Here is a 24,451-nt window from a genome sequence, read left to right as displayed (position 1 = left end):
CCAGAACTCCGGAGAAGAGGTCGCCATCCACGGATGGCGGCCTCTTCTGCATCCGCACGCGGCAGATCTCCGGGGTTCTGGAGCACGGCCGAGCAGCACCGCGTTCACAACTCCGCACAGATCGGCCCGCGAGCCGCCCACACGGCCGGATCTGCGCCGGATCACCCGGTTCATGAGGAGTTGTGAACGTAGAACCCTCGCCTCAGGGTTCGGCGGCGCGGAGCCCGCACGCCCCAGGGACAGCGCGGAACCCGCGCGACCAGGAGGTAGCGCGTAACCCGCACGGCCCAGGGGCGGCGCAGAACCCGCGCGACTCAGCGGGCGATGCGGAGCCCGCGCGACTCAGCGGCCGGAGACGGTCCCGAAGAGCTTGGCGATCGGGGCGATCACCAGCGGGCGGGCGGCTGCCCAGCCGGCGGCGATCACGGCGACGGCCGCGACGAACACCCAGAAACCCGTCCACGTGACCGCGTCAGAAGACGCGAACATGTGGTTGAGGTTCGCGAGGAAGCCGGTGAGGAACACCAGTGCGACGTGCGCGATGATGAACAGCACGAAGTACAGCATCACCGGGAAGTGCACGGCGCGGGCCCACTCGATCGGGTAGGCCTTCGACAGCCGCTCCGCCTTCTTCGGCCACAGCCCCGACATCCGGAACCCAGTGACCGCGGCCAGCGGCGCCGCGAGGAAAACGGTGACGAAGTAGGCCAGCTGCTGCAGGCTGTTGTAGTTGTTCCAGCCGTTCTCGTGCGGCCAGTTGAACGAGACGTACTGCAGAGCCGCCGACAGCGCGTTCGGGAAGACCTCCCAGCTCGTCGGCACGATCCGCGCCCAGTGCCCGGTGACGAACAGCAGGACGACGAAGATCACGCCGTTGACGAGCCACAGGATGTCGAGGGCCTGGTGGAACCAGATCGTCAGGCTGACCTTGCCCTTCGGGTTGTTCTTGGGTGTCCAGAACGCGGTCGGCCGCTTCTCGCGCCGGATGGTGAGCCCCGATCGGATGATCAGCACCATCAGGAACATGTTGAAGAAGTGCTGCCATCCGATCCACGGCGCGAAGCCCGGCTCCACGTGCACCGCCGGCGCATACTCCCCGGGGAAGGCCGCGAGGAAGTCCTGCAGCGGATCCAGGCTCAACAGCGTCCGGACGAGAGCGACGGCGGCACCGGCCAGCACTCCGAGACCGGCGGCGGCCATGAGCGCGGCGATCCCCTGCGTCCACGTCGGACGACGGCGGTCGGATGCCGGTGCGGCAGGGAGATGCCGGGGCGCACTGCCGTTCCACACCGTGCGCGCGCCCCGCAGGGGGACGCTGAGGTCGGCGCCAGGCACGACGGCGGATGCCGCGAACGGAGCGACAGCGGATGCCGCGGAGACGGTGCCCCCGTCGCCGAGGGCGGATGCCGCAGAGACGGATGCCGCCGCAGATGCGGAGTCGACGCCCAGACCGCCGGGGGCAGACGGCGCGGCGGTCGCCCGGTCATCGGGCGAGGATGGCGCCCCGGCCTGAGTCGTCGCTCCGACCGGCGACACGGCTGCCGGCACGAGTCCCGCCGGCGGCCAGGGCTCGCCACCCGCGGTTCTCGGAAGTCCTCGGCGCATGACGCCGTCGGCAGTCGCGCCCTCGCTCTGCGCGGACGGCCCCGTCGATGCGCGCGCTCCGTCGGGCGCCGACTCGGACGACTGCGCCCGCTCCGGTGCTGCGACCGCGCTCGGGACGGTGGTCGGCGCGACGGACGAGACGGACGACGGCGCGACAGACGAGGAGTCCATCGGCGCGACGGTTGAGGCGGTAGACGAAGTGTTCGGCGCGACATCCGCCGGGGGCCACGGCTCACCGCCCGGCACACGCGGGAGTCCGCGACGGATGCGAACCGCAGCGGCGGAGGCAGCAGCGGCGACAGAGGCAGCGGCGGCCGAATTGGCAGCGCGCGCCTCGTCTCGTTCTGCCCACTCGACCGACGCAACAGCCGAAACACCGGAACCGACAGCCGCATCTCCCGAAGCGGCCGCCGCGTCTCCCGATGCGCCCGCGGCGGCGCCCGAAACACTCGCCTGCGCCGCAGCTCCGGACTCCGCACCCGGATCCGTCGCAGCATCCGCCATCGCCTCCGCATCGGCGCCGTCGCTCACACCCGCGGGAGGCCAGGGCTCTCCGCCCGGTACCCGCGGGAGTCCGCGTCGCAGCGTGGCCATGCCTACTTCTTCCGCGCCTCGAGAGCGGCGATGACCTGCGGCACGATGGTGAACAGGTCGCCCACGATGCCGAAGTCGGCGACGTCGAAGATGGGAGCCTCGGCGTCCTTGTTGATCGCGACGATCGTCTTCGAGGTCTGCATGCCCGCGCGGTGCTGGATGGCGCCGGAGATGCCGAGCGCGACGTAGAGCTGCGGCGACACCGAGACGCCGGTCTGGCCGACCTGGTGCGACTGCGGGATGTACCCCGCATCGACGGCGGCCCTGGATGCGCCCACGGCTGCACCGAGCGCATCGGCGAGCTCTTCGACGAGCACGAACTTCTCCTTCGACGCGAGCCCGCGTCCGCCCGACACGACGCGTGCGGCGCCGCGGAGCTCCGGGCGCGAGGACGCCTGCTCGACGGCGTCGATCGTCCCGGCGGTCGCGGCGACTCCGCTCACCGGGAATGCTCCGGTGGCCCCCGTGAACACGGCGTCGTCGATGCGCTCCGCGCGTGCGTCGATCGCGCCCTGCCGCACGGTGATGACAGGAGTCCCGAAGGTCGGGGCGGAGTCGGTCAGGTAGGCGCCGCCGTAGACGGAGTGGTGTGCGACGATGCCCTCGTCGTCACGGGAGACGCCGACCGCGTCGACTGAGAGCGCGAGCTTCGCACGCACGGCGAAACGGCCGGCGACATCGCGGCCGGCGATCGAGTTCGAGATGAGCACGGCATCCGGCCGCACCCGCTCGTATGCCCGCTGGAGCGCGTCGACGATCGGCACGGTGAGCAGCGCGGCGTCGCCCTCCTCGGAGATGATCTCCGCCGCGCCGGCCTGGGCGGCCTGCTCCGCGGCATCCGCAGAGCCGCCGACGATCAGCGCGACCGGCCTGCCGATGGTCGATGCCGCGCCGATCAGCGCAGCGGTGCTGGACGCGACGTCTCCTGCGGGGTCGACGTCCACGAGGACGAGGATCGGGTTCTCGGACGAGCTCATCTCACACCAGCCTGTTCTGCACGAGGTACTCCACCAGCTTGTCGGCGGCGTCTCCCTCATCGACGATCTTCACGCCCGCTGCGCGCGGGGGCTTCTCCGCGACCGTCGTCATGATGGTCCGCGGCGCGAGGGACGGGTCGGCGGAGACGCCGAGGTCTGCGAGGGAGAGCACCTCGAGCGGCTTCTTCTTCGCCGCCATGATGCCCTTGAAGTTCGGGAAGCGCGCATCCGGCAGTGCTTCCGTGATCGAGATCACCGCCGGCAGGCTCGCCGACACCGGCTGGGATCCCGCGTCGGCCGCCCGCGTGCCCGCGACGGCATCCGCGCTGATCTCCACCGAGGAGAGCGCGGTCGCCTGCGCCCAGCCCAGGTGCTCCGCGAGCATCGCCGGGATCACACCGCCCGAGCCGTCGGTCGAGAGGTTGCCGGTGATGACGAGGTCGGGCTCTCCGCGACGGATCGCGGCGGCCAGCACCTCGGCGGTCAAGGTGAGGTCGGCGCCGGCGAGCTGCTCGTCGGCGACGTGCACGGCGGATGCGGCACCGATCGCGAGCGCGCGACGGACGGATGCCGTGGACCCCTCGGGCGCCATCGAGAGGGCGACCACCTCGGTGCCCTCGTTCTTGTCGGCGTAGCTCAGTGCGACCTCGAGCGCGCGCTCCGTGATCTCATCGAGCACCACGTCTCCGGCGGCGCGGTCGGCCAGACCCGTCTCGAGATTCAGCTTGCGATCGCCATAGGTGTCCGGCACCTCTTTGACCAGGACGAAGATCTTCATCGATTGCTCCTCACGACTGGCTCGATTCTAGTCCCTTGAAACTGAGTGCCAACTTTTCTGCAACTGAGACTCAGAGCATCCGATGGCCTACCGTAGAACCTGTGACCCCGTCCCGCCCGTTGCCCGTGGATCCGCTCGCCGAGGCGAAGCGGCAGTGGCTCGCGCACGGGTGGTCGGATGCCGCAGACGGGATGACCGTCGTCACCTCGGTGATGCGTGCGCAGCAGTTGCTGCTCGCCCGCGTCGACGCCGCGCTCAAGCCCTTCTCGCTGTCCTTCGCGCGCTACGAGGTGCTGCGGCTGCTCGCGTTCAGCCGCGCAGGGCGTCTGCCGCTGTCGAGCGTGGTGGCCCGTCTCCAGGTGCACGCGACGACGATCACGAGCACGTCCGAGCGTCTGGTCCGCGACGGTCTCGTGATCCGCGAGCCGCATCCGCACGACGGCAGGGCCGCGCTCCTCGCGCTCACGCCGGCCGGGCGCGACCTCGTCGATCGCGCGACCACTGCCCTGAACGCCGACGTGTTCGCGAACCCCGGCCTCAGCGCCGACGACGCCGCGGAGCTCGTCGCGATCGTCGCGCGCATGCGCAAGGCCGCGGGCGACTTCACCGACCCGCGCCCCCAGCCCGAACCGCTCTGACATGGCGGCGTTCGTGCTCGAACGGGTGATCGCGGCGCCGCCGTCTGCCGTGTTCGCGGCCTCCCTCGACCCCGGCCTGCACGTGCGCTCGATGGCGCGATACGGGGAGACGATGGTCGAGGCGCCCGCGGGCGGAGCCTTCACCGAGGGATCGACGGTCACCTGGCGGGCGCGGCACTTCGGCATCCCTTTCCGGCTGCGATCCGTCGTGTTCGACATCGACCCTCCGCATGGCTTCAGCGACCGACAGCTGTCGGGGCCCTTCAGGGACTTCCTCCACGAGCATGTGTTCGAGGAGCATCCGCGGGGCACGCTGATGCGCGACACGATCACGTTCCGCTCCCCGTTCGGCCCGATCGGCCGGATCGTCGACCGCCTGTTCATGCGCGAGTACATGCGGCGGCTGATCTCCGAGCGCAACGACCTGCCCGCCTCCGAGATCGAGGCGACGCCGCCGGAGTGACGGCCGCCCGGGGCACGGGGCGCGGTGCATCCGATGCCGAGGTCCGGACGACCCCGCACCGGGGCTGCCTCGGCGTGACCGCGCGCACCGCCCGGGCGTACGCTGTCGGGATGACCGAACTGCACCTGCACACCGTCCTCGCGGGGTCCGGGCCCGCGGCTGCCATCGTGCTCACCGATGAGCAGGTCGCCGCCTTCGGCGCGGGCAAGGCTTTCCCCGTCGCCGTCACGATCGGCGGGCGGACCGCCCGTCTGCGTCTCTCCCGCATGGGCGGGAAGAACATGATCGGCTTCAGCAAGGCCACGCGCGCCGAGCTCGGCGTCGAGATCGACCAGGAGGTCGACGCCGTCATCGCCGTGGACACCGCCGAGCGCACGGTCGAAGAGCCTCCCGAGCTCACGGCCGCCCTCGACGCGGAGCCCGCCCTGCGCGCCGCCTTCGAGAAGCTCCCCTACACGCACCGCAAGGAGCATGCCCGCTCCGTCGCCGAGGCGAAGCAGGAGGCCACGCGCGACCGCCGCATCGCCAAGGTCGTCGAGGCGATGCGCGGCTGAGAGCTCACCTGTTCCGGAAGTCGGGCGCACGCTTCTCCCGGAAGGCCGACATGCCCTCCTTCTGGTCCTCCGTGTCGAACAGCGCGGCGAACGCGGCCTTCTCGTGCGCGAGTCCTTCGGCGAGTGTCGTCTCCATCGCGGCGTCCAGGGCGGCCTTCGCGGCGTAGACCGATGGCAGCGACTTCGACGCGATGGTCTCGGCCAGCTTCTCGGCCTCGGTGAGCAGGTCGGATGCCGGCACGACGCGCGACACGAGACCGGAGCGCTCCGCCTCCTCGGCGCCCATGAAGCGCCCGGTGAGCACGAGCTCCGCCGCCTTGTAGTAGCCGACCGCGCGGATCAGCCGCTGCGTGCCGCCCATGCCGGGGATGACGCCGAGATTGATCTCGGGCTGACCGAACTTCGCGGTGTCGGCGGCGAGGATGATGTCGCACATCATCGCCAGCTCGCAGCCCCCGCCGAGGGCGAAGCCGGACACCGCGGCGATCACCGGGGTGCGCACCGCGGCGAAGTCGTACCAGATGCCGAAGTGGTCGGTCTCGAGCATCTCGGCGGCCGACATCGCCTCCATCTCCTTGATGTCGGCTCCGGCGGCGAACGCCTTCTCGGAGCCGGTCAGGACGATGGTGCCCACGCCCTCGTCGGCGTCGAAGGCGACGGCCGCCGCCGTGACCTCCTCGGCGAGGCGGCTGTTCAGAGCGTTGAGCGCCTGCGGGCGGTTCAGCGTGATCCAGCCGACCCTTCCGCGCTGCTCGACCAGGATCGTCTCGTACTCGGTCATCGTGAAGGCCCTCTCCGTCGTGGTCTTCTCAGTATGTCCCGCGTCCTCAGACGCGATCGTCGCGGATGTCGGTGATGATGCCGGAGAAGTCGCGCGTCGCGCCGTCTCCCTCGGCGAAGGCCGCGTACAGCTGCTGCGCGAGCCTGCCCATCTTCGCGTCGGTGGATGTCTGCTCGATGGCCTGCAGCGCGAGCCCGAGGTCCTTGGCCATGAGCGCCCCCGCGAACCCCGGCTGATAGTCGCGGTTGGCGGGGCTCGTCGGAACCGGGCCCGGCACGGGGCAGTTGGTCGTGATCGACCAGCACTGGCCGGAGGCCTGGGAGACCACGTCGAACAGGGCCTGATGCTCGAGGCCCAGCCGCTCGCCCAGCACGAAGGCCTCCGCCACGGCGATCTGCGAGACCGCGAGGACCATGTTGTTGCACACCTTCGCGGCCTGGCCGAGTCCCGGCCCTCCGCAGTGCACGATCCGCCTGCCCATCGCCTCGAGCAGAGGGAGCGCCGCAGCGAAGTCCTCGTCGGCCCCTCCCACCATGAAGGCGAGGGTGCCGTTCTCCGCGCCGACCACTCCGCCCGACACGGGCGCGTCGACGTTGCGGTGCCCCGCGGCGATCGCGAGCTCGTGGGCCGTGCGAGCCTCGTCGACCGCGATCGTCGAGGACTCGATGAACAGTGTGCCGGGGCGCGCCGCGGCCAGCAGCTCGTCCTGGTAGGCGGAGATCACGTGGCGTCCGGCGGGGAACATCGTGATGACGACATCCGCATCGGCGACGGCATCCGATCCGCTCGCGGCGACCGGGATGCCGGCGGCCCGCGCGGCGTCGATGGCCGCAGGCACCAGGTCGAAGCCGTGCACCTCGTGCCCGGCCTTCACGAGGTTGACGGCCATCGGGAGGCCCATGTGCCCCAGCCCGAGGAAGGCGACCCTGCTCATGACGCGCTCCGCGTCTGGCTTCCGCCGCTGCGCTGAAGCGAGGCCGACCCTGCGGGGCGCAGCATCTCCCGCCCGACGATGAGTCTCATGATCTCGTTCGTCCCTTCCAGGATCTGGTGCACCCGCAGATCACGGACGACCTTCTCGATCCCGTAGTCCTGAAGGTACCCGTACCCGCCGTGCAGTTGAAGGGCCCTGTTGGCGACGTCGAAGCCGGCGTCGGTGGCGAAGCGCTTGGCCATGGCGCAGCGCATCGTGGCGTCGGGCGCGTGCTCGTCGACGGCCTGAGCTCCGTCGCGGACCATGAGCCGCGCGGCCTGCAGGTCGGTGCGCATGTCGGCGATGGCGAAGAGGATCGACTGCTTCTCGGCGAGCGGCTCGCCGAACGCCACACGCTCGTGCACGTACTGCACAGCCCGGTCGAGCGCCCACTGCGCTCCGCCGAGGGAGCAGGCGGCGATGTTCAGCCGACCTCCGTTGAGGGCGGACATCGCGATCGCGAAGCCCTTGCCCTCGTCGCCCAGCATGGCCGAGGCCGGCACCCGCACCCCGTCGAAGATGACCTGGCGCGTGGGCTGCGCGTGCCAGCCCATCTTCTTCTCGGGTGCGCCGAAGCTCAGTCCTTCGGCGTCGCCCGCCACGAGGAAGGCGCTGATGCCGCGGGCCCCGGGTTCGCCGGTGCGCGCCATGACGACGTACACGCCCGCCTCGCCTGCTCCGGAGATGAACTGCTTGACGCCGGTGAGCACGTAGGCGTCGCCGTCGCGGACCGCGCTGGTGGCGATGTTCGCGGCATCCGATCCCGCTCCCGGCTCGGTGAGGCAGTACCCGCCGAACTGCTCCATCGCGGTGAGCGCGGGAAGCCACTCGCCCCTCTGGGCGTCGTCGCCGTAGGTGTCGATCATCCAGACGACCATGTTGTGGATCGAGATGTAGGCCGCGACCGCGGGATCGGCCTTCGCGAGCTCTTCGAAGATCGCGACGGTGTCGGTGCGGCTGAGCCCCGTGCCGCCGAACTCCTCGCGCACGTAGATGCCGCCGAGTCCGAGCTCGCCGGCGCGGCCGAGGCTCTCACGCGGGAACAGGTGCTTCTCGTCCCGCTCGAGGGCGTATGGGGCCAGCTCGGTGTCGGCGAACTCGCGGACGGCGTCGAGGATCGCCTCGCGCTCCTCGGCGGTGGTGGTGACGGTGGTGAGTGTCATGGGGACTCCTTGTGGGATGGGGGCAGTCGCTGCTCAGCGCATGGTGGGGCAGTCGCTGCTCAGTGCATGGTCGGGATGACGAAGCTCGCACCCTCTGCTGGTTGCTCGGCGCCCGACTGGCGGATCCCGCTGGGCCAGCGGCTCGTCACCGTCTTGGTCTTCGTGTAGAAGCGGAACGCATCGGCACCGTGCTGGTTGAGGTCTCCGAAACCGCTGCGCTTCCAGCCGCCGAACGTGAAGTAGGCGATCGGCACGGGGATCGGCACGTTGACGCCGACCATGCCGACGTCGACTCGCGCCGCGAAGTCACGCGCGGAGTCGCCGTCGCGCGTGAAGATCGCGACGCCGTTGCCGTACTCGTGCTCGTTCGCCATGCGGAGCGCCTCCTCATAGTCCGCCGCACGGGCGATCACGAGCACGGGGCCGAAGATCTCCTCGCGGTAGATCGCCATGTCGGTCGTGACGTGGTCGAACAGGGTCGGACCGAGGTAGAAGCCCTCCTCGTGGCCGGGGACCGTGAAGCCGCGACCGTCGGCGAGGAGCGTGGCGCCCTCGTCGACGCCCTGCTGGATGTAGCCCGCGACTCGCTCGACCGCGGCCCGCGTGACAAGCGGGCCGTAGTCGACGTCGGCTGCGAGGGAGGGGCCGATGCGGAGCTGTGCGACGCGTTCGGTGAGCTTCGCGGCGAGAGCATCCGCCGTCTCCTGCCCCACAGGCACCGCGACGGAGATCGCCATGCAGCGCTCGCCCGCGGAGCCGTATCCTGCGCCGATCAGCGCGTCGACGGCCTGATCGAGGTCGGCATCCGGCATCACGATCATGTGGTTCTTCGCTCCGCCGAAGCACTGGGCCCTCTTGCCGTGGGCGGCGGCGGTCGCGTAGATGTACTCGGCGATCGGCGTCGAGCCGACGAAGCCGACGGCACGGATGCGGTCATCGGTCAGCAGCGTGTCGACCGCCTCCTTGTCGCCGTGGACGACGTTGAGGACTCCGGCGGGGAGACCCGCCTCCAGGAACAGCTCGGCGAGACGCACCGGCACGGACGGGTCGCGCTCGCTGGGCTTGAGGACGACGGCGTTGCCTGCGGCGAGGGCGGGACCCGCCTTCCACAGCGGGATCATCGCGGGGAAGTTGAACGGAGTGATCGCAGCCACGACGCCGAGGGGCTGGCGCATCGAGTACACGTCGATCCCCGCGCCGGCGCCCGTGGAGTACTCGCCCTTCAGGAGGTGCGGCGCCCCTGCGGCGAACTCGATGACCTCGAGTCCGCGCTGGATGTCGCCCTTCGCGTCGTCGACCGTCTTGCCGTGCTCTCTGGCGAGCAGCTCCGCGAGCGACTGCATCTCGCGCTGCACGAGGTCGAGGAAGCGCAGCAGCACACGGGCGCGCTTCTGCGGATTCGTCGCCGCCCATCCGACCTGAGCAGCCTCAGCATCGGCGATCACGTTGCGCACCTCGTCGGTGGAGGCGAGCGGCACCCTGGCCTGCACTGCTCCCGTGCTCGGATCGAACACGTCGGCGAAGCGCCCGTCTTCAGGGGTGAGAAGCGATCCGCCTACAAAATGCGGAATGGTACGAGTCATTGTGTGACATCCCTTCGCGCCTTCGTTGGCACATTGTCGATGTTACTCGGGTCTCCGGATATTTACTAGGACGTCCTTGTAACTGTCGCTCACAGGATGTCGTCGAGGTGGAGCAGACGCACTCCCCGGTCGTGCAGGATGAACTGCGCACGCAGCGGCACCCTGAGCGCGAACGCCGCATCGCGCATCGCCCGCGCCCACTCGCGGTCGTCGACGCCAACGACCGGCGGGCCGATGCGCTCCCAGACGATGACGACGGACTCGCTGGAGGTCACCTCGCGCAGGAGGTCCGCGCGCTGCACGAGCAGCTGGGCCTCGGTGAGCTCGCCGAGATCCTCCGTGCGCGTCAGCGCGTTCGGATCTTCGGGATACCCCTCCATCGGGATGAGGGGCTCACCGAGGCATCCGCGCGCATCGATGAACATGAGCCACACCTGGCGCCGACTGGCGCGTTCGAGCGTTCTTTCGAGGAGGGCGCGGAGGTCGTCGTCATCGCGCAGCGGGCGGTCGTTCTTGGGGGTGTTCTGATCGGTCATGCCCCTGATACTGGCGCGATCGCCACCCCTCGTTCCGCGGCATCCCCCGGACTTCCGCGGCACCGTGGACAACTTCTCCCCCACCACCCCCTGGGGACGAACAGAGGGCCGGCCGCCGAGTGCACCGCATCGCGCCGAGTGCACGGGTCGTCGACGTGGACGACCCGTGCACTCGGCGGCAACCCGTGCACTCGGCGGCGGGGCGGGCCGTCAGGACTCAGTAGGCGATCACGGGGAGCGGGAGCCAGGAACGTGAGTCCGTGTACGGCTCTGTTCCCTCGAACCGCGCCGTGATCAGGTGGATGCCGCGGGTCACCCGGGGCACGGTCACCGCGACCTTGCCCCGATCGGCGGCGGTCAGCTCGACCGTCGCGACGACCTTGCCGTTGTCGCGCACCGTGACGGTGCCGACGGCGGCGCTGCGGTCGTTGGCGGTGACCGTAACCTTCACGATCGCGTTCCGGCCCGCCTTCACGACGACGTCGGACGAGCTCAGCCGCACGGACGTGTCGATCGGCTGCACCTGGTCGTCGACCAGCACGGCGACCGACCGCGCTGGCACCGTCACCGTGCCGCTCGCGGCATCCCACGTCGTGCCCTTGACCACCGCATCCGCTCCGTTCGCCTGCGCGGGCGTCAGAGCGAACGAGCGACCGGCGAGCCCCGCCACCGTCTGCGTGACGGGTGCGGGCGACGCGTTGAACACCACCAGGGCTCCGTCGAGCTCGGGGTCGACGTCGGCCCCCACCAGATCGTCGATCTGCATGAGGATCACGCCGGGCGCGGCCTCCGCTCCGCTGTTCGGGAACGTCACCTTCTGCTCGATGAGATCCGCCGAGCCGAGCCGCAGCAGGTCGACCTCGTCGCGCACCCGCAGCAGATCGAGGGCCGATGCCTCGGCCGACGCCATGTCCGAGGCTCCGGGCTTGAGCGCCGGGTTCTCCAGCAGCGGCGCCATGATCGGCCACTTCTCCTGGTTGTCCGCGGCGGTCGGCAGGCCGGAGCCGAAGGTCGACTCCTGGCCGGTCCAGTCGATGCGGTTGAACCAGTCGCCCGAGTTGTAGCTGTTGCGGTCGAGCGACTTGGAGCGCAGCAGCTCGGTGCCCGCGTGCCAGAACGACGGCGACTGCGAGAGCGTCACGGTCGCCAGTTCGAGCGTGTTCATGCGCACCCGGTCGGCCATCGACGTGCCCACCGGCAGCTTGAACACCGACAGGTCGTACAGCGTCTCGTTGTCGTGGGCGTCGACGTAGTTGATGACCTCGTCGGGCTCCTGGGCATAGCCTGCGGCCGAGCCGCGGTAGTCGATGCCGGAACCGGCGGTGACCTTCCCGTCGCTCGTCACGAACGTGAAGTCGCGCAGGTTGCCCGCGAGCCCCAGCTTGACGAGATCCGTCTCATGGCCGAGGTCGGCGAGCGCCTGCTCGGTCGTGCCGTTGATCGGGTTCCCGTTCGGGTCCGTGCCGAGACCGGTGCCGAAGCCCTGACGGAACGTCGAGGAGCCGTCGACCGGGCTGCCGCCGTGCACGGCATCCCGCAGCCTGTCGTTGAACGTGCCGATGCCGGTGCCGCCGAGCTGGCCCTGCGTCGCCTGCTCGAACAGCGCGTTGTTCGCGACCTCGCCGAAGTTCCAGCCCTCGCCGTAGAGGTAGATCGCCGTGCCGTCGACGCCGTCCTTCTTGAGGGTCAGCGCGTCGAGCGCATCGCGGATCGCCCGCATGTTGGTCGTGGAGTGGTGCCCCATCAGGTCGAACCGGAAGCCGTCGACCCTGTAGTCGCGCGCCCACGTCACGATCGAGTCGACCATGAGCTTCTGCGCGGCGAGATGCTCGGTCGCGACGTTCTGGCAGCAGGTCGAGGTCTCGACCGCTCCCGCCGCGTTCAGCCGCTGGTAGTAGCCGGGCACGACCTGATCGAGCACCGATGTGCCCGCCTGACCGGATGCCGCGGTGTGGTTGAACACCTGGTCGAGCACGACCTGCAGCCCCATGTCGTGCAGCGAGCCGACCATGGTGCGGAACTCGCCCACGCGCGCCCCGCCGTTCGCATCGACCGCGTACGAGCCCTCGGGCGTCGAGAAGTGGTACGGGTCATAGCCCCAGTTGAAGCCGTCCGCATCGGCCACGGCCTGCACGCACGCCTGCTGCTGATCGGACGCGGGGCCGAAGGATACGAGGTCGCAGTCCGGCACGGCCTGGGCCGCGCGGTCCTCCTCGATCGTGGCGAGATCGAACGACGGCAGCAGGTGCACGGTGTTGATGCCGGCATCCGCGAGCTGGCGGAGCTGATCGGTGCCCGCGCTCTTCTCGTCGAAGGCGAGGTAGGTGCCCCGTTCTTCCGCGGGCACGGTCTCGTCGCTGATCGAGAAGTCGCGGATGTGCAGCTCGTAGATCGCGCGATCGACCGACTTCTCCACGACGGGGGACTTCGTCTTCTGCCAGATCTTGGGCTGCCATGCCTTGTCGTCGAGGTCGATCGCGACGGAGCGCTCCGAGTTCAGTGTGAGGGCCGTCGAGTACGGATCGGTGACCAGGTTGGTCTCGATCTTCCCCGTGGTCGGCGCGTAGACCTTCACCTCCCACAGGAATTCATCGCCCTTGAGGTCTTTGCCGCCCTTCACGGTCCAGGTGCCGGATGCCGCGTCCCATGCCGCGTCGTGACGCACGGGATCGCCGCTCGCCCCGGCGTTCCAGGTCAGGAGGGCCGCGCTCTGCGCCGTCGGCGCCCACAGCCGGAAGGTCGGCTTCTTGCCGCTGAAGGTGACACCGAGGTCGACCTCGTCGAGTGCTGCGGCGTAGAGGTCGTCGAGCACCCCGGGGATCTGCACGCCCGTGAAAGCGGTGAGGGCGCCTGCCGTGTCGCGCTGGGCGACGGCGAGCTGCGTGCGCACGAGCGCCGCGGCATCCGCATCCTTCACCCTCAGCGCGAGGTAGCCCTGGAGAGCGGGGAAGCGCGCGAGCTGAGCGTCGGTGAGACCGCCGTCGATCACGGTCAGGGCGATCGGATCCGCGCCCGAGACATCGCCGTCGGCCACGACGAGCGCGGCGTCGGATGCCGAGTACAGCTGGTACGCGGCCCTGTCGGTCTTCCCGAGCGTCGCGGGCCACGCGATGGTCGTGGCGTCGATCCAGTACGCACGCAGTTCGCCCGTGCCGGGGAGCGGCGGGTCGACGCTCACGACCTCGAGGATGTGCGTGGCGAGCGTGTAGCGGAAGGTCGTGACCTTGCCCTCGGTGGCGCTGAACGAGATGTTCGCCCCTCCAGGCGCTCCGTCCGCTCCGTAGTTCTCCGTCCAGCTCAGGCCGTGCGCGACCTTCAGCTCATAGGCGCCGGTCGGCAGCTCGTCCGTCGCGAACTCGTAGACGCCGTCGCGGTCGCCGTCGGCCATGAGGGTCGCGAGGCAGTCGGGCGACCAGTCGGCCGCACAGCCGAGCTCCGACTGCTGCGAGCCGGGGAGCGTGACGATGGGGCCCTCCGACGTGGACTGCACGATGTTCGTGCGCGGATCGAAGTAGAACGTGATCGGTCCGCCCGCGTGGTGCACGGCGATGTTCGAGCCGTCGGGTGCGCCGTTGGCGCCGTAGTTGATCGCCCAGCTGCCGTTGATCGCCGCCTTGTACTCGTAGTCGCCGGCGGGGAGGTCGAACGTACCGGCCCACACCCCGTCTGCACGGAGCGTGAGCGCGGCCTTCTCGCACGCCGGATCCCAGTCGCCCGCGCATCCCATCTCGGAGTTGAGGCTGCCGGGGACGGTCACCATGTCGATCGGGGACTCCGGCTCCTCGGCCTGCTCGAGCGTCACGGCGTTGCCGACCGAGGCGTAGGTGGATGCCGCGGAGTGGTGGCCTGCGGCATCCGTCGTCACCGCCCGGTACTCGACCAGCGTTCCCTTCGCCAGGCCCCGGATGTCGTGGAAGACGCGGGGATCGGTGTCCTCCGCCGTGCCGAGCGCGTGCCACTCGTCGGACCCGACGACGCGGTACGCGAAGCTCGTCTGCGCCCACTGGTCGGCGATGGTCGCCTGCACGGCGGACTGCCCGGCGAGGCCGGCGCCCGCGGCGGGAACGCTCAGGGTGACCGGCGCGGCCTCGGCGGGAGCGGTGACCTTGCGATCCGCCTTCCACACCACCGCAGACAGTGCGGGCACCGTGATGCTCGTCGCCGCACCGGCATCCGTCGTCAGCGCCGCGCCGTCGCCGTAGACGGCGCTGTAGCCGGCGTCGGCGGTGAGCGTCTTCAGGTCGACGGTCTGCGCCGAGGAGGCGTTGTTGACGGCGACGAGGTACTCGACCCTGTCGTCGGCATCCACCCGGGAGAACGCGTACACGCCCGCACCGGATGCCGTGTACCGCTCGATCTGCGCGCCGTCGACGAGCGCGGGGTGGGCCCCGCGGAGATCGGACAGCGCCGCGATGCTGCGGTACAGCTCGCCGTCGGTGCCGTAGCGGTCCGTGGAGCCGACCTGCTCTCCCGTGATGAGGTTCTGGTTTGCGTACTCCGCCACCTGCGTGGCGAAGAGCGACTGGCGTGCGTCCTTGTCGCCGCCGGTGCCGGCGAAGCCCTGCTCGTCGCCGTAGTAGACGACGGGCTGCCCGCGGGTGAGGAACATCAGCTCGTGCGCGAGCTCGTCGCGCTGCACCGCGGAGTCCGTGTTCCGCAGGAAGCTCCCCACCCGGCCCATGTCGTGGTTGCCGAGGAAGGTCGGCAGTGCCGTGGCCGAGGAGTCGGAGGTCGTGTAGCGGTCATCGCCAGCGAACAGCGACTGCAGCCCCTTCGCGGAGTTGCCCGAGGCGTAGCTGACGGCCGAGGACTGGAATGTGAAGTCGAGGATCGAGTTCATGTCGGTGTCGCGCACGTAGGGGGCGAGCTTCACCGGATCGGCGTCGTAGACCTCGCCGAACATGAAGAAGTCCTTCTTGCCCTTCGCATGGGCGTAGTCGAGCACGTCCGTCGTGAACCGCTGCCAGAACTCGAAGTTCACGTGCTTGACGGTGTCGATGCGGAATCCGTCGATGCCGAGGTCGATCCACTTGTCGTAGACCTGCACGAAGCCGTTGACGACGGTCGGATGCTCGGTCATGAGGTCGTCGAGGCCGCTGAAGTCCCCGTAGGTCACGGACTCCCCGGACCAGGTCGAGTCTCCGCGGTTGTGGTACAGCGTGGGGTCGTTGAGCCAGGACGGGACCTTCACGTCCTTCTCGGCATCCGCCACCACGGGCGTGTACGGGAAGCTCGTGGCGGGGTCCAGGGCGGGGAAGTCGCCGGTGCCGGCATAGTCGCCGGGGTCGAACGCCTTTCCGTCGGCGTCCCGGTACGGGCTCGTCGCCTGGTCGATGTAGTCGTACTTCTGCTGCGTGTAGTCGATGACGTCGGCGGTGTGGTTGGTGATGATGTCGAAGTAGACCTTTATGCCGCGATCGTGCGCCTCGGCGATCAGCGCCTGCAACTCCTCGTTCGTGCCGAGATGCGGATCGATGCGGGTGAAGTCGGTGACCCAGTAGCCGTGATAGCCGGCGCTCGCGTTCGCCCCCTCGCCCTGCACGGGCTTGTTCGCGAAGCTGGGGGTGAGCCAGATCGCGGTGGTCCCCAGTCCCTCGATGTAGTCGAGCTCGTTCCGGATGCCGGCGATGTCGCCGCCCTGGTAGAAGCCCTTATCGGTGGGGTCGAATCCGGTCGTGAGCCGGTCGCCGTCCAGACCGCCCCTGTCGTTCGACGGATCGCCGTTCGCGAAGCGGTCCGTCATCACGAAGTAGAACTGCTCCCCCGCGCCCGGCTGCCGCACCGGTGCCGCGATGAGCGCATCGTCGTCGCTCGTGTAGCCGCCGCGAAGGTCTTCGACCTCGACGCCGATGCGGTGGCGGATGTCGTCGTAGGTGAACCGGAGGGTCGCCGGGCCCGCGACCGTCAGCGGGATGTTGTCCGCTCCGCCGTCGAGTCCGTACGCCTCATCCCACCCGTCGTTGAGAGCGACCTTGTACTCGTAACTGCCGGCGGGCACCTCGAACTCGGCGCTGTAGATGCCCGGCGCACCCGTGGGGGTGAGCTCGGTCGCGGCGCAGTCGGGCGCCCAGTCGGCGGCGCAGCCGAGCTCGGACTGCAGGTCACCCACGAGCGCCGCGGTGCGCTCTGCGGCGGATGCCGCGGGTGCGGCCACGGCCGCGAGCCCCGCGGTGATGAGCGCGGTGACGGCGAGGAGTGCGGTACGGCGTGCGGTGGTCGTCTTCGACACGGATGCTCCCTGGGGATGGAGAGGACACGACGGCGTGCCCGGATGCTGTGCGTGCGAAGCTATCAGTCCGCTGGGAGAAACTGCAAGCGCTTCCAGCACTTCTGTCGCGTAATATTCCAGCCTCGTCCGGCCGAATAAGCCGATAACGCAAGCGCTTTCAGGAGACGCCCCTCCCCCGATCCGCGAGTTCTCCCCTCGTTCACCGTCCGGTCACCTCCACCGGCTACAACTGCAGATGCGCGGACAGAGACTCAGACCGGATCGGGTAGTCACAGCTTCCGCGCCAACGGTGAGCGTCTGCTCCCGTCGCGGTGCCCACACCGCGAAAGACCCCCGCCGAATCGGGTCGGCGGGGGTCTTCTCCGTTCTGCGGCGCGCTCCGGAACGGGTCGCCGCGGCTACAGCCTCTCGATGATCGTGGCGTTGGCCATGCCGCCGCCCTCGCACATCGTCTGCAGTCCGTAGCGCCCGCCGACGGCGTCGAGATGATCGACGAGGGTGCCGAGCAGCCTCGTGCCGGACGAGCCGAGCGCGTGCCCGAGGGCGATCGCCCCGCCGCGCGGGTTGAGCCTGGCGGCATCCGCCCCGACCTCGGCGGCCCAGGCGAGCGGCACCGAGGCGAATGCTTCGTTGACCTCGTAGGCGTCGAGGTCGTCGATGCCGAGGCCCGACCGTTCGAGGATGCGACGGGTGGCCGGGATGGGCCCGGTGAGCATGAGGAGCGGGTCGTCGCCGACAGCGGCGAACGCATGGAACCGTGCGCGCGGCGTCAGCCCGAGCGCGGCGGCGCGGTCGGCGCTCATGATCAGCGCGGCGGAGGCGCCGTCGGTCAGGGGGGACGAGTTGCCCGGTGTGATCCGCCACCCGAGCTCGGGGAAGCGCGCGGCGAGCGCGTTCGTGCGGAACGCCGGATTCAGGCCGGCCAGCCCCTCGGCCGTCGTCCCCGGCCGGACGGTCTCATCGGTCACCGCATCCGGCACCTCGTCGACCGCGACGATCGTCCTGTCGAAGAAGCCCTCCGACCAGGCGGATGCCGCACGCCGATGCGACTCCGCGGCATAGGCGTCGAGCGTGTCGCGGTCGAGGCCCCAGCGCTGTGCGATGAGCTCGGCGCTCACGCCCTGGTTGACCAGACCCTCCGGGTAGCGTGCGCGCAACCGCGGCGACATCGGCGATCCTCCGGCGAGTGCGGCGCCGAGCGGCACTCGGCTCATCGACTCGACCCCGCCGACGATCACGGCGTCGTAGGCCCCCGCCATCACGCCCTGCGCCGCGAAGTGCACCGCCTGCTGACTGGATCCGCACTGCCGATCGATGGTGGCCCCTGGTACCGACTCATCGAATCCGGCGGCGAGGAGAGCCTGGCGCGCGATGTTCGACGACTGATCTCCGACCTGACTCACGCAGCCGAGCAGCACATCGTCGATCTGCGCGGACTCCAGCCCGGTGCGCTCCAGGAGCGCGGAGAGGACGCCGGCGGCGAGGTCGACCGGGTGCACGCCCGAGAGCGCTCCCCCTGGCTTGCCCCGGCCGACGGGAGTGCGGACGACATCGATCAGGACGGCTTCGCTGCGCGTGCTCATGGCTCCATTCTCTCCCCGCGATGGCCGCCACGGCGCGGGTCAGGACTCGGACTGGACGAGCCCGTCTTCCACCGCGCGGCGGAAGAGGTCGACCTTCGTCGGCGCGGGACGTCCTGCCGCGGCGTACTTCGCACGAATCCGGCGGATATGGTCGAGCACGGTGGCGCGCGAGACGTAGAGACCCTGGGCGACGCTCTCGGCCGTGTTGCCCGCCGCGTAGAGCGCGAGCACCTCGGCCTCTCGCACGGAGAGACCGGCGTCGGCCACCTCGGGCACCGCGCGGCTCATCTCCGCCAACCACTCGGCCCCGGCGACGACCTGCCCGCGGGCGGCCGCGCGGATCGTGGCGATGATCTGCGGGGCGTCGGCCGACTTCCTGATCAGCCCGACGGCGCCCGCACGCGCCGCCTGTCTCAGCATCGGCGGCGGCTCCTCGGCGACGAAGGCCAGGATCCGCGCTCCCGTGCGCGACAGCGCCGCCATGTTCTGCGACGGCGTCGACCCGTCTGACAGCGTGAGGTCGAGCAGGATGACGTCCATGCGCTGCTGGAGCGCCAGCAGCTCGGCCACGGTCGTCCCCACCGCGACCACGTGCAGGCCCGGATGCCCGTTGATGATCGCCGTCGTTCCGAGCTGCATGACCCGATGATCGTCCACAATCCCCACGCGAACGATCGAGTTCACTCCGGTCCCCACTAATTCACACCACTTTCCTCGGCGCGAGTCCCCAGTAGATGCGCCGACACCCCGTTTCACGCTGCAGTACAGCTGCGGGGGTGACGTCGCCCCCGCAGCTTGAGAGGGACTCTGGGGAGGAGAGTCACCTCGTGGCGGACGAACCGCTTCTCTAGGGTTGCCGGTAGTCCCTCCGCTCACAAGGAACGGGACGTCTTTCCCCCGTAAGTGGGGGACGCGTCATGCGCCGGCACGCGAGAACTCCTCTCGCTGCACGCTGCCGTCCCCCCGCTCACGCACCACCGTCACCACGGAACCGCCGTCGCGATGCACCTCCCTGACGGTGACCGCGACCGCCCCCTTCTCCGCGACCAGTCGCGCGATCGACGTGGCGAGCTCACCGGGAAGGCGGTGCCTCATCGCCGTCTCCTCGCCGAGCAGCAGCACATGCACGCCTCTCCGGCGTGCGCCATCCACCGCCGCGACCAGTGCCGGGTGGTGCAGGCCGGGAGCGCGGATGCGGTCGCGGATGCTCCCCTCAGCCGCGGCGAGCTCCCCGATGAGCGCGTCGTCGATGTCGGCGCCCGAGGCGAGCGCGGTGAGCAGGGGCTGGGCGGTCCTGCGGATGCCGGACAGCTCCCGCCGTGACGACCACCGCTCGGCTGCGGCGAAGACGGTCGCCGATGCGGCCTCGACAGCGGCGGCGCGGACGCCGTACTCGCGCACGGAGATCCTGCTGACGCCGATGAACCACGTGACGCCGACCAGCAGGGAGACCACGGTCGGCGTCGCCATGGCCACGACCCCGATGGCGGGCTGTCCGGTCGCGGATCCCCACGCGACGACGAGCCCGACGAGCAGGACGGCGCCGACGCAGCCTGCGGCCGGATTGCCGCGCGCCACCACGAGAGCGACGAGGTAGGAGGCGAAGGTCAGCAGCCATACTTCCCCGGCGGGAGCGTCGAAGATGTCGGCGTAGGCGAGCACGCACAGCGCGACGACGACCGCGCATCCGATGACTGCCGCCGCCTCCGCGCCGCGCAGCCTGCCGGGATGCTGCGCCGTGACCATCAGGGCGCCGAGAAGGGCCACCAGATAGCATCCGATGCCGACGGCGGGGTTCGGAACGGGAAAGAGATCGATCAACAGGCTCTGCACGATCCCCGTCACCCACAGCGTGGCGACCGCGGCCCGTGCGATCCGAGTGGACAGTCCGGAGTCGATCACCCTCGCCGCAGCGCGCCGCCATCCCAGCTCGACGCGTGTGCCGCCCGCGCCCGAGGTCACGTCCGCCGTGCCGCCGGGGAGGTCGCGCATGCGTTGCAGGATGCTGTTGCGCAGCCCCATCCGCTCGGGAGCCACGTCATCCGGATCGAAGCCCGGTCCTCGGTCGGAGACCACGAGCGTGAGTTCGTCTCCCCCAACGTCGACCGAGACGGCCGGGCCCCCGTTCCGTGCGTGGAGGACGCTGTTGCGGAGCGCCTCCCCCAGCGCGAGCGACGAGCGCTCCAGCACTGCGGCGGGGACCGTGCCCGCCCTCATCGCGATGCTCAGATCCGCGTCGGCGGCGATGCCGTGCGCCACTCGGGCCAGAGCCTGTCCGGCGTCCTCGGCCTCCAGCTCCCGCTCGACGTCGATCTGGGTCCCGGGGTGCATGCGCATGGCGGTGCGGAGCGCCTCCAGCCCCGCCGACGCCGCCTGCCGCACCTCCGGGAGCGCCGGCCCGGGAAGACGCATCGCCGCGGTCAACACCGACAGCACCTCGTCGTGGACGATCCTGGCCACCGCGCGCTGGCTCCTCAGCCGCTCCTGCGCCCTGTCGCGCCGCGACTCGAGACGCCGGGTCGACTCCTCGGCGCGCTCCAGGCGGAGCAGTCGCGCCCGCGCGCCCATCACCGCCGCGAGCACGGCGATGTTGCCGACGTGGATCGGGGTCATCGCGAGCGCCGTCGCGGGCACGGCTCCGAGGAACACGAGCCCCGACAGCGCCATCGCGAAGGGGATCACCGCCGCGAGCGCGACGGCGGTGACCGCGGAGCGCACGAGCAGCGGCATCAGGCACACGGCGATAGGACCGAGCACGCCGATCCACGGACGCAGTCCGTCGGGGTCATCGCCACGGTAGCCGAGGAAGACCGTCGCCTGAGCGACCGTGACCGAGAGGATCGTCGTCGCCCAGAGCACGCGGCACGCGGTCGCCGAGAGCGTGGCTCCCGCGACCGCGAGGACCACGATCACGAGCACGGGCACGGCGGCGAGGAGCGTCCACCAGGGGGCGAACTCGGGCATCTGCGGGAGGATGCGAGACCATGCGGCGACGGTGCTCAGGATGCCGCACCACGCGATGATCCGGCCCAGGCGTCGGTCGACGAGCGCCAGCTCGTCGCGCAGCGAGGTCATTGATCCGGCGCGACGAGCCCGTCCTCGATGGCGCGACGGAACAGGTCGACCTTCGTGGGCGCGGCGCGGTCGACGGCCGCGTACTTCGCGCGGATCCGACGGATGTGATCGAGCACCGTCTCCCGCGACAGGAACAGGGACTGCGCCACGCGGTCGGCGGTCTCCCCCGACGCATAGAGGGAGAGCACCTCCGACTCCCGCGGGCTCAGCCTCGCCGACACGAACTCGCGGTCGGCGTCGAGCGCCGCCGCCCAGTCGGGGGACGCGATGACCTCGCCCCGGGCTGCGCGACGCACCGACTCGACGATCACCTCCATGCGCTCGGACTTGCGGATCATCCCGGAGGCGCCGGCGCGCGCGGCCTCGCGGACGAGACGCGACTGCTCACCGGAGGTGTAGGCGATGATCTGCGCTCCGAGCGGCGCCAGGGTGCGGATGTTCTCCGTCGGAGAAGAGCCGTCGGAGAGCGCCAGATCGAGCATGACGACGTCGAGCTTCGACGCCTTGGAGAGGAGGTCCGGAGCGCGCGATCCCGTCGCGGCGACGACGATGTCAGCGTGCTTCCGGAGTATCGCCACGGTGCCGAGCACCGTGGCAGGGTGATCCTCGACGATTCCGACGAGAATGGGCATGAAGAAATCTCCCTCGGGTGGGCTCTCCCCACAGCTGAGCATAGCGCTCGTGCAGTATTCCGGTCACTCCATCGGAACGTCGTCTGAGATCTGCGGATCGGTACGCTGAGTGCTCCATTCCGTCAGGCGGTGCGTCAGCGGCGGGGATGGCCCGCATCCCCGCCGCCTCGTGCGCCCGCCGCCATGCACCCCTGCATCAGCAGGCGCACGGGCCCGGGGCGGCGACACTCCAGTCCCGCCCCGGGGTCTTGTGGATCACGACTTCGCGATCAGGCCTCCTCAACACATGTCGCATCGAGAAGACCTTTCTGGGGGACCGAGCTCGTGGCGCAGCCTATGCCCCCGCGTGCACGATTCCGTCCTCGATGGCCCTGCGGAAGAGATCGACCTTCGTCACGGCTGGGCGACCCGCCGCGGCGTACTTCGTGCGGATCCTCCTGATGTGATCCAGGACCGTCTCGCGTGTGATGAACAGCAGGCCGGCAACCGTCTCTGCAGTCTCACCTGAGGCATACAGACCGAGCACCTCAGCCTCTCGTGCCGACAACTCCACGTCGCGGGCGGAGTCGGGAACGGAAGCGGATGCCGACGCTCGGTGAACGGCCGCGCGGATCCTCGTCGCCAGGTGAGACCCGTCGTCTGATCGGCGCACCGCTCCTGAGACGCCGGCCGGCAGAGCGCGCACGCGTCCGCCGGGTATCGTCTCGTCGACGAGCAGCAGCACACGCGCGCCGATGGCGATGAGCGATGAGACATCGGCTTCCACGGGCGCCCCGAGCGATGACTTCGCATCGAGGAGGACGATGTCCATCCGTCGCGACACCATCATGAGCTCGGCGACGGTACGGCCCGCGGCCACCACGTGGAACCCCTCGCGGGCGTTGATCATGGCGGCCATCCCCACGAGGATCGTGCGATGCGTATCGACGATCCCCACTCTGAGCACAGTCCCCCGAGTGCCGCGCATCGCCCCACCTTCCGTTCCACTCATCTCGATACGGTGTCGGAGAACGCACCCCCTTGCGCTCTCCGACACCTCCGTGCGTGCTCTCCCCCTCAGACAGGCTCCCCAGCACTGTTCCAGAACACACAACCCGGAGCGCGACGCCGTTGCCGCGCACCGAGGCCTCGAGGGTGCAGGTTCTCCCCTGGCCACTCACTGTCATACGGTAAGAGACCGGTCGCGGGCCTGATCCTCACGCGACATCACTCAGAACCCCTAGAACTGAGGGGCGGCAAGGAATCCGTCGTTGCAGATGCCCGTTTCACCTGTTGCTGCTCAGCAACGCAGTGTCAGCGGGGTCCGCTGGTCGGAGACACGTCATTCGCCTCGTGTCTCCGACCACTGGGGCGTCCCGCCCACCAGGCGTACACCGCGATGGCGACGAGCGCCGCCCCGTAGGCGACCGCCCACCAGGGGAAGCCCGCCCCTTCCGCGTCCTGCGCGGCGTCATGCATCGCCGCTGGCGGCGCGGGGGTCTCCCGCTGGCCCGTCACGAGGATCCGGTGAGAGTTGACGCCCAGAGGAGTGCAGGTCACCAGGGTGACCAGATCCTCACCCTCCACCTGCCTCAGGGTCTCCGTGTCCTCCGGAGCCACGACCTTGCGCTCAACGATCCGGTAGGTGAGAACTTCGCCGAACGTCGTGATCGTGAATACGTCTCCGATCTCGAGGCGGTCGAGGTCGGTGAAGAGCGTCGCCGTCGGCAGTCCACGATGCCCGGTGAGCACGGAGTGGGTGCTCGCACCGCCGACCGGCAACGAGGTTCCCTCCAGGTGGCCGATCCCCATCTCCAGCGTCGCCTCGCTCGTACCGTGGTAGATAGGGAGATCGAGATTGATGTCGGGGATCTGCAATCGCGCCATGACCCCTGTCGACGTCTTCAGCATTCCGAAGTAGTCGAATCCGCCGTCGGATGCCGACATCCCCTCCGGAACATTCGCGTTCGCGGCGAGCAGCGCGCCGGACGAAAGCGCGGAGTTGTACGCGCGCGCCTCCCTGATCTGCTCGGCCGCACTGGGTTCGGCGTCGTTGACCGATATCGCGTAGTCGTTGACGACCTGGGACTGGTTGAGAGCCGAGATCCAGCTGGCCGCGCTCGAGTACGTGAGCACGGTGACCCCGACGACGGCGCCGACGACGGTGAGCATCAGCAGGAGATTGGGAGTCCAGCGACGGCCACGAGCAACGGGCTTCACTTCCACTGACCGTACCCGGCGGTCGCTCCTGGTCACCATTCGTGTTCCTCCTCAAAAAGGCCTCCCGAGCGGTCACCCGCCCGGGAGG

Annotated in this window: 18 protein-coding genes; 3 read left to right on the top strand and 15 right to left on the bottom strand. The window is 69.8% G+C overall.

The genetic code is table 11. The features are described from left to right. Window positions 1-342: 342 nt before the first annotated feature. From MRBLWH10_RS00285 to MRBLWH10_RS00275, 3 genes are all read right to left on the bottom strand, one after another. Window positions 343-1,776: a cytochrome b/b6 domain-containing protein gene (locus MRBLWH10_RS00285; RefSeq protein ID WP_341941197.1), complete on the bottom strand. Its 1,434-nt coding sequence runs from the start codon at window positions 1,774-1,776 to the stop codon at window positions 343-345. 425 nt (window positions 1,777-2,201) lie between these two features. Then, window positions 2,202-3,176, bottom strand: coding sequence for an electron transfer flavoprotein subunit alpha/FixB family protein (locus MRBLWH10_RS00280; RefSeq protein WP_105675092.1), 975 nt, complete (start codon window positions 3,174-3,176; stop codon window positions 2,202-2,204). A 1-nt stretch (window position 3,177) separates the two neighbouring features. Further along, window positions 3,178-3,954, bottom strand: a complete 777-nt coding sequence (locus tag MRBLWH10_RS00275; RefSeq protein ID WP_105675090.1) for an electron transfer flavoprotein subunit beta/FixA family protein — start codon at window positions 3,952-3,954, stop codon at window positions 3,178-3,180. Between the two features lie 101 nt (window positions 3,955-4,055). Here MRBLWH10_RS00275 and MRBLWH10_RS00270 point away from each other — a divergent pair, with 101 nt between their 5' ends. The 3 genes from MRBLWH10_RS00270 to MRBLWH10_RS00260 all read left to right on the top strand — a co-directional run bounded on the left by MRBLWH10_RS00270 (window position 4,056) and on the right by MRBLWH10_RS00260 (window position 5,609). Continuing rightward, window positions 4,056-4,592, top strand: a complete 537-nt coding sequence (locus MRBLWH10_RS00270; RefSeq protein ID WP_105675088.1) for a MarR family transcriptional regulator — start codon at window positions 4,056-4,058, stop codon at window positions 4,590-4,592. 1 nt (window position 4,593) lies between these two features. Further along, on the top strand, window positions 4,594-5,055 hold the full coding sequence (locus MRBLWH10_RS00265) for an SRPBCC family protein (RefSeq protein WP_341941196.1): 462 nt from the start codon (window positions 4,594-4,596) through the stop codon (window positions 5,053-5,055). Between the two features lie 110 nt (window positions 5,056-5,165). Next, a complete protein-coding gene (locus MRBLWH10_RS00260) occupies window positions 5,166-5,609 on the top strand; it encodes a YdeI/OmpD-associated family protein (RefSeq protein ID WP_105675209.1) in 444 nt (147 codons plus the stop codon). Window positions 5,610-5,613: 4 nt separating this feature from the next. On the opposite strand, the gene MRBLWH10_RS00255 is transcribed toward MRBLWH10_RS00260, so the two are convergent. From MRBLWH10_RS00255 to MRBLWH10_RS00200, 12 genes are all read right to left on the bottom strand, one after another. Then, the gene (locus tag MRBLWH10_RS00255; RefSeq protein ID WP_341941195.1) at window positions 5,614-6,390 is read right to left on the bottom strand and encodes an enoyl-CoA hydratase; all 777 of its coding nucleotides are present in this window, start codon (window positions 6,388-6,390) and stop codon (window positions 5,614-5,616) included. Window positions 6,391-6,436: 46 nt separating this feature from the next. Further along, on the bottom strand, window positions 6,437-7,324 hold the full coding sequence (mmsB, locus tag MRBLWH10_RS00250; protein WP_341941194.1) for a 3-hydroxyisobutyrate dehydrogenase: 888 nt from the start codon (window positions 7,322-7,324) through the stop codon (window positions 6,437-6,439). After that, a complete protein-coding gene (locus tag MRBLWH10_RS00245) occupies window positions 7,321-8,526 on the bottom strand; it encodes an acyl-CoA dehydrogenase family protein (protein WP_341941193.1) in 1,206 nt (401 codons plus the stop codon). The genes mmsB and MRBLWH10_RS00245 overlap by 4 nt, the downstream gene beginning before the upstream one ends. A 59-nt stretch (window positions 8,527-8,585) precedes the next feature. Beyond that, complete coding sequence (locus tag MRBLWH10_RS00240) at window positions 8,586-10,109, bottom strand: CoA-acylating methylmalonate-semialdehyde dehydrogenase (RefSeq protein ID WP_341941192.1); 1,524 nt, start codon at window positions 10,107-10,109, stop codon at window positions 8,586-8,588. An 89-nt stretch (window positions 10,110-10,198) separates the two neighbouring features. After that, window positions 10,199-10,645, bottom strand: coding sequence for a hypothetical protein (locus MRBLWH10_RS00235; RefSeq protein WP_341941191.1), 447 nt, complete (start codon window positions 10,643-10,645; stop codon window positions 10,199-10,201). A 217-nt stretch (window positions 10,646-10,862) separates the two neighbouring features. Then, window positions 10,863-16,874, bottom strand: a complete 6,012-nt coding sequence (pulA, locus tag MRBLWH10_RS00230) for a pullulanase-type alpha-1,6-glucosidase (protein WP_341941190.1) — start codon at window positions 16,872-16,874, stop codon at window positions 10,863-10,865. 398 nt (window positions 16,875-17,272) lie between these two features. Continuing rightward, complete coding sequence (locus MRBLWH10_RS00225) at window positions 17,273-18,457, bottom strand: thiolase family protein (protein ID WP_341941189.1); 1,185 nt, start codon at window positions 18,455-18,457, stop codon at window positions 17,273-17,275. A gap of 39 nt (window positions 18,458-18,496) precedes the next feature. Beyond that, a complete protein-coding gene (locus MRBLWH10_RS00220) occupies window positions 18,497-19,114 on the bottom strand; it encodes a response regulator transcription factor (RefSeq protein WP_223587443.1) in 618 nt (205 codons plus the stop codon). Between the two features lie 258 nt (window positions 19,115-19,372). Further along, the gene (locus MRBLWH10_RS00215; RefSeq protein ID WP_341941188.1) at window positions 19,373-21,532 is read right to left on the bottom strand and encodes an ATP-binding protein; all 2,160 of its coding nucleotides are present in this window, start codon (window positions 21,530-21,532) and stop codon (window positions 19,373-19,375) included. Beyond that, window positions 21,529-22,164, bottom strand: coding sequence for a response regulator transcription factor (locus tag MRBLWH10_RS00210; RefSeq protein WP_341941187.1), 636 nt, complete (start codon window positions 22,162-22,164; stop codon window positions 21,529-21,531). Before MRBLWH10_RS00210 ends, MRBLWH10_RS00215 begins: the two co-directional genes overlap by 4 nt. A gap of 334 nt (window positions 22,165-22,498) precedes the next feature. Beyond that, the gene (locus MRBLWH10_RS00205) at window positions 22,499-23,101 is read right to left on the bottom strand and encodes a LuxR C-terminal-related transcriptional regulator (RefSeq protein ID WP_341941186.1); all 603 of its coding nucleotides are present in this window, start codon (window positions 23,099-23,101) and stop codon (window positions 22,499-22,501) included. Between the two features lie 356 nt (window positions 23,102-23,457). Next, a complete protein-coding gene (locus tag MRBLWH10_RS00200) occupies window positions 23,458-24,315 on the bottom strand; it encodes a class C sortase (RefSeq protein WP_341941185.1) in 858 nt (285 codons plus the stop codon). Window positions 24,316-24,451 lie beyond the last annotated feature (136 nt).

Source organism: Microbacterium sp. LWH10-1.2, assembly GCF_038397765.1.
In the GTDB taxonomy this organism is placed as follows: Bacteria; Actinomycetota; Actinomycetes; order Actinomycetales; family Microbacteriaceae; genus Microbacterium; species Microbacterium natoriense.
This window is presented reverse-complemented; position numbering and strand designations above follow the sequence as displayed.

Coding starts and splice junctions, on each gene's coding strand:
- MRBLWH10_RS00210 (WP_341941187.1), bottom strand. CDS start 22,164: ATGCCCATTCTCGTCGGAATCGTCGAGGATCACCCTGCCACGGTGCTC.
- MRBLWH10_RS00260 (WP_105675209.1), top strand. CDS start 5,166: ATGACCGAACTGCACCTGCACACCGTCCTCGCGGGGTCCGGGCCCGCG.
- MRBLWH10_RS00255 (WP_341941195.1), bottom strand. CDS start 6,390: ATGACCGAGTACGAGACGATCCTGGTCGAGCAGCGCGGAAGGGTCGGC.
- MRBLWH10_RS00235 (WP_341941191.1), bottom strand. CDS start 10,645: ATGACCGATCAGAACACCCCCAAGAACGACCGCCCGCTGCGCGATGAC.
- MRBLWH10_RS00225 (WP_341941189.1), bottom strand. CDS start 18,457: ATGAGCACGCGCAGCGAAGCCGTCCTGATCGATGTCGTCCGCACTCCC.
- mmsB (WP_341941194.1), bottom strand. CDS start 7,324: ATGAGCAGGGTCGCCTTCCTCGGGCTGGGGCACATGGGCCTCCCGATG.
- MRBLWH10_RS00215 (WP_341941188.1), bottom strand. CDS start 21,532: ATGACCTCGCTGCGCGACGAGCTGGCGCTCGTCGACCGACGCCTGGGC.
- MRBLWH10_RS00245 (WP_341941193.1), bottom strand. CDS start 8,526: ATGACACTCACCACCGTCACCACCACCGCCGAGGAGCGCGAGGCGATC.
- MRBLWH10_RS00200 (WP_341941185.1), bottom strand. CDS start 24,315: ATGCTCACCGTCGTCGGCGCCGTCGTCGGGGTCACCGTGCTCACGTAC.
- MRBLWH10_RS00240 (WP_341941192.1), bottom strand. CDS start 10,109: ATGACTCGTACCATTCCGCATTTTGTAGGCGGATCGCTTCTCACCCCT.
- MRBLWH10_RS00280 (WP_105675092.1), bottom strand. CDS start 3,176: ATGAGCTCGTCCGAGAACCCGATCCTCGTCCTCGTGGACGTCGACCCC.
- MRBLWH10_RS00275 (WP_105675090.1), bottom strand. CDS start 3,954: ATGAAGATCTTCGTCCTGGTCAAAGAGGTGCCGGACACCTATGGCGAT.
- MRBLWH10_RS00265 (WP_341941196.1), top strand. CDS start 4,594: ATGGCGGCGTTCGTGCTCGAACGGGTGATCGCGGCGCCGCCGTCTGCC.
- MRBLWH10_RS00285 (WP_341941197.1), bottom strand. CDS start 1,776: ATGGACTCCTCGTCTGTCGCGCCGTCGTCCGTCTCGTCCGTCGCGCCG.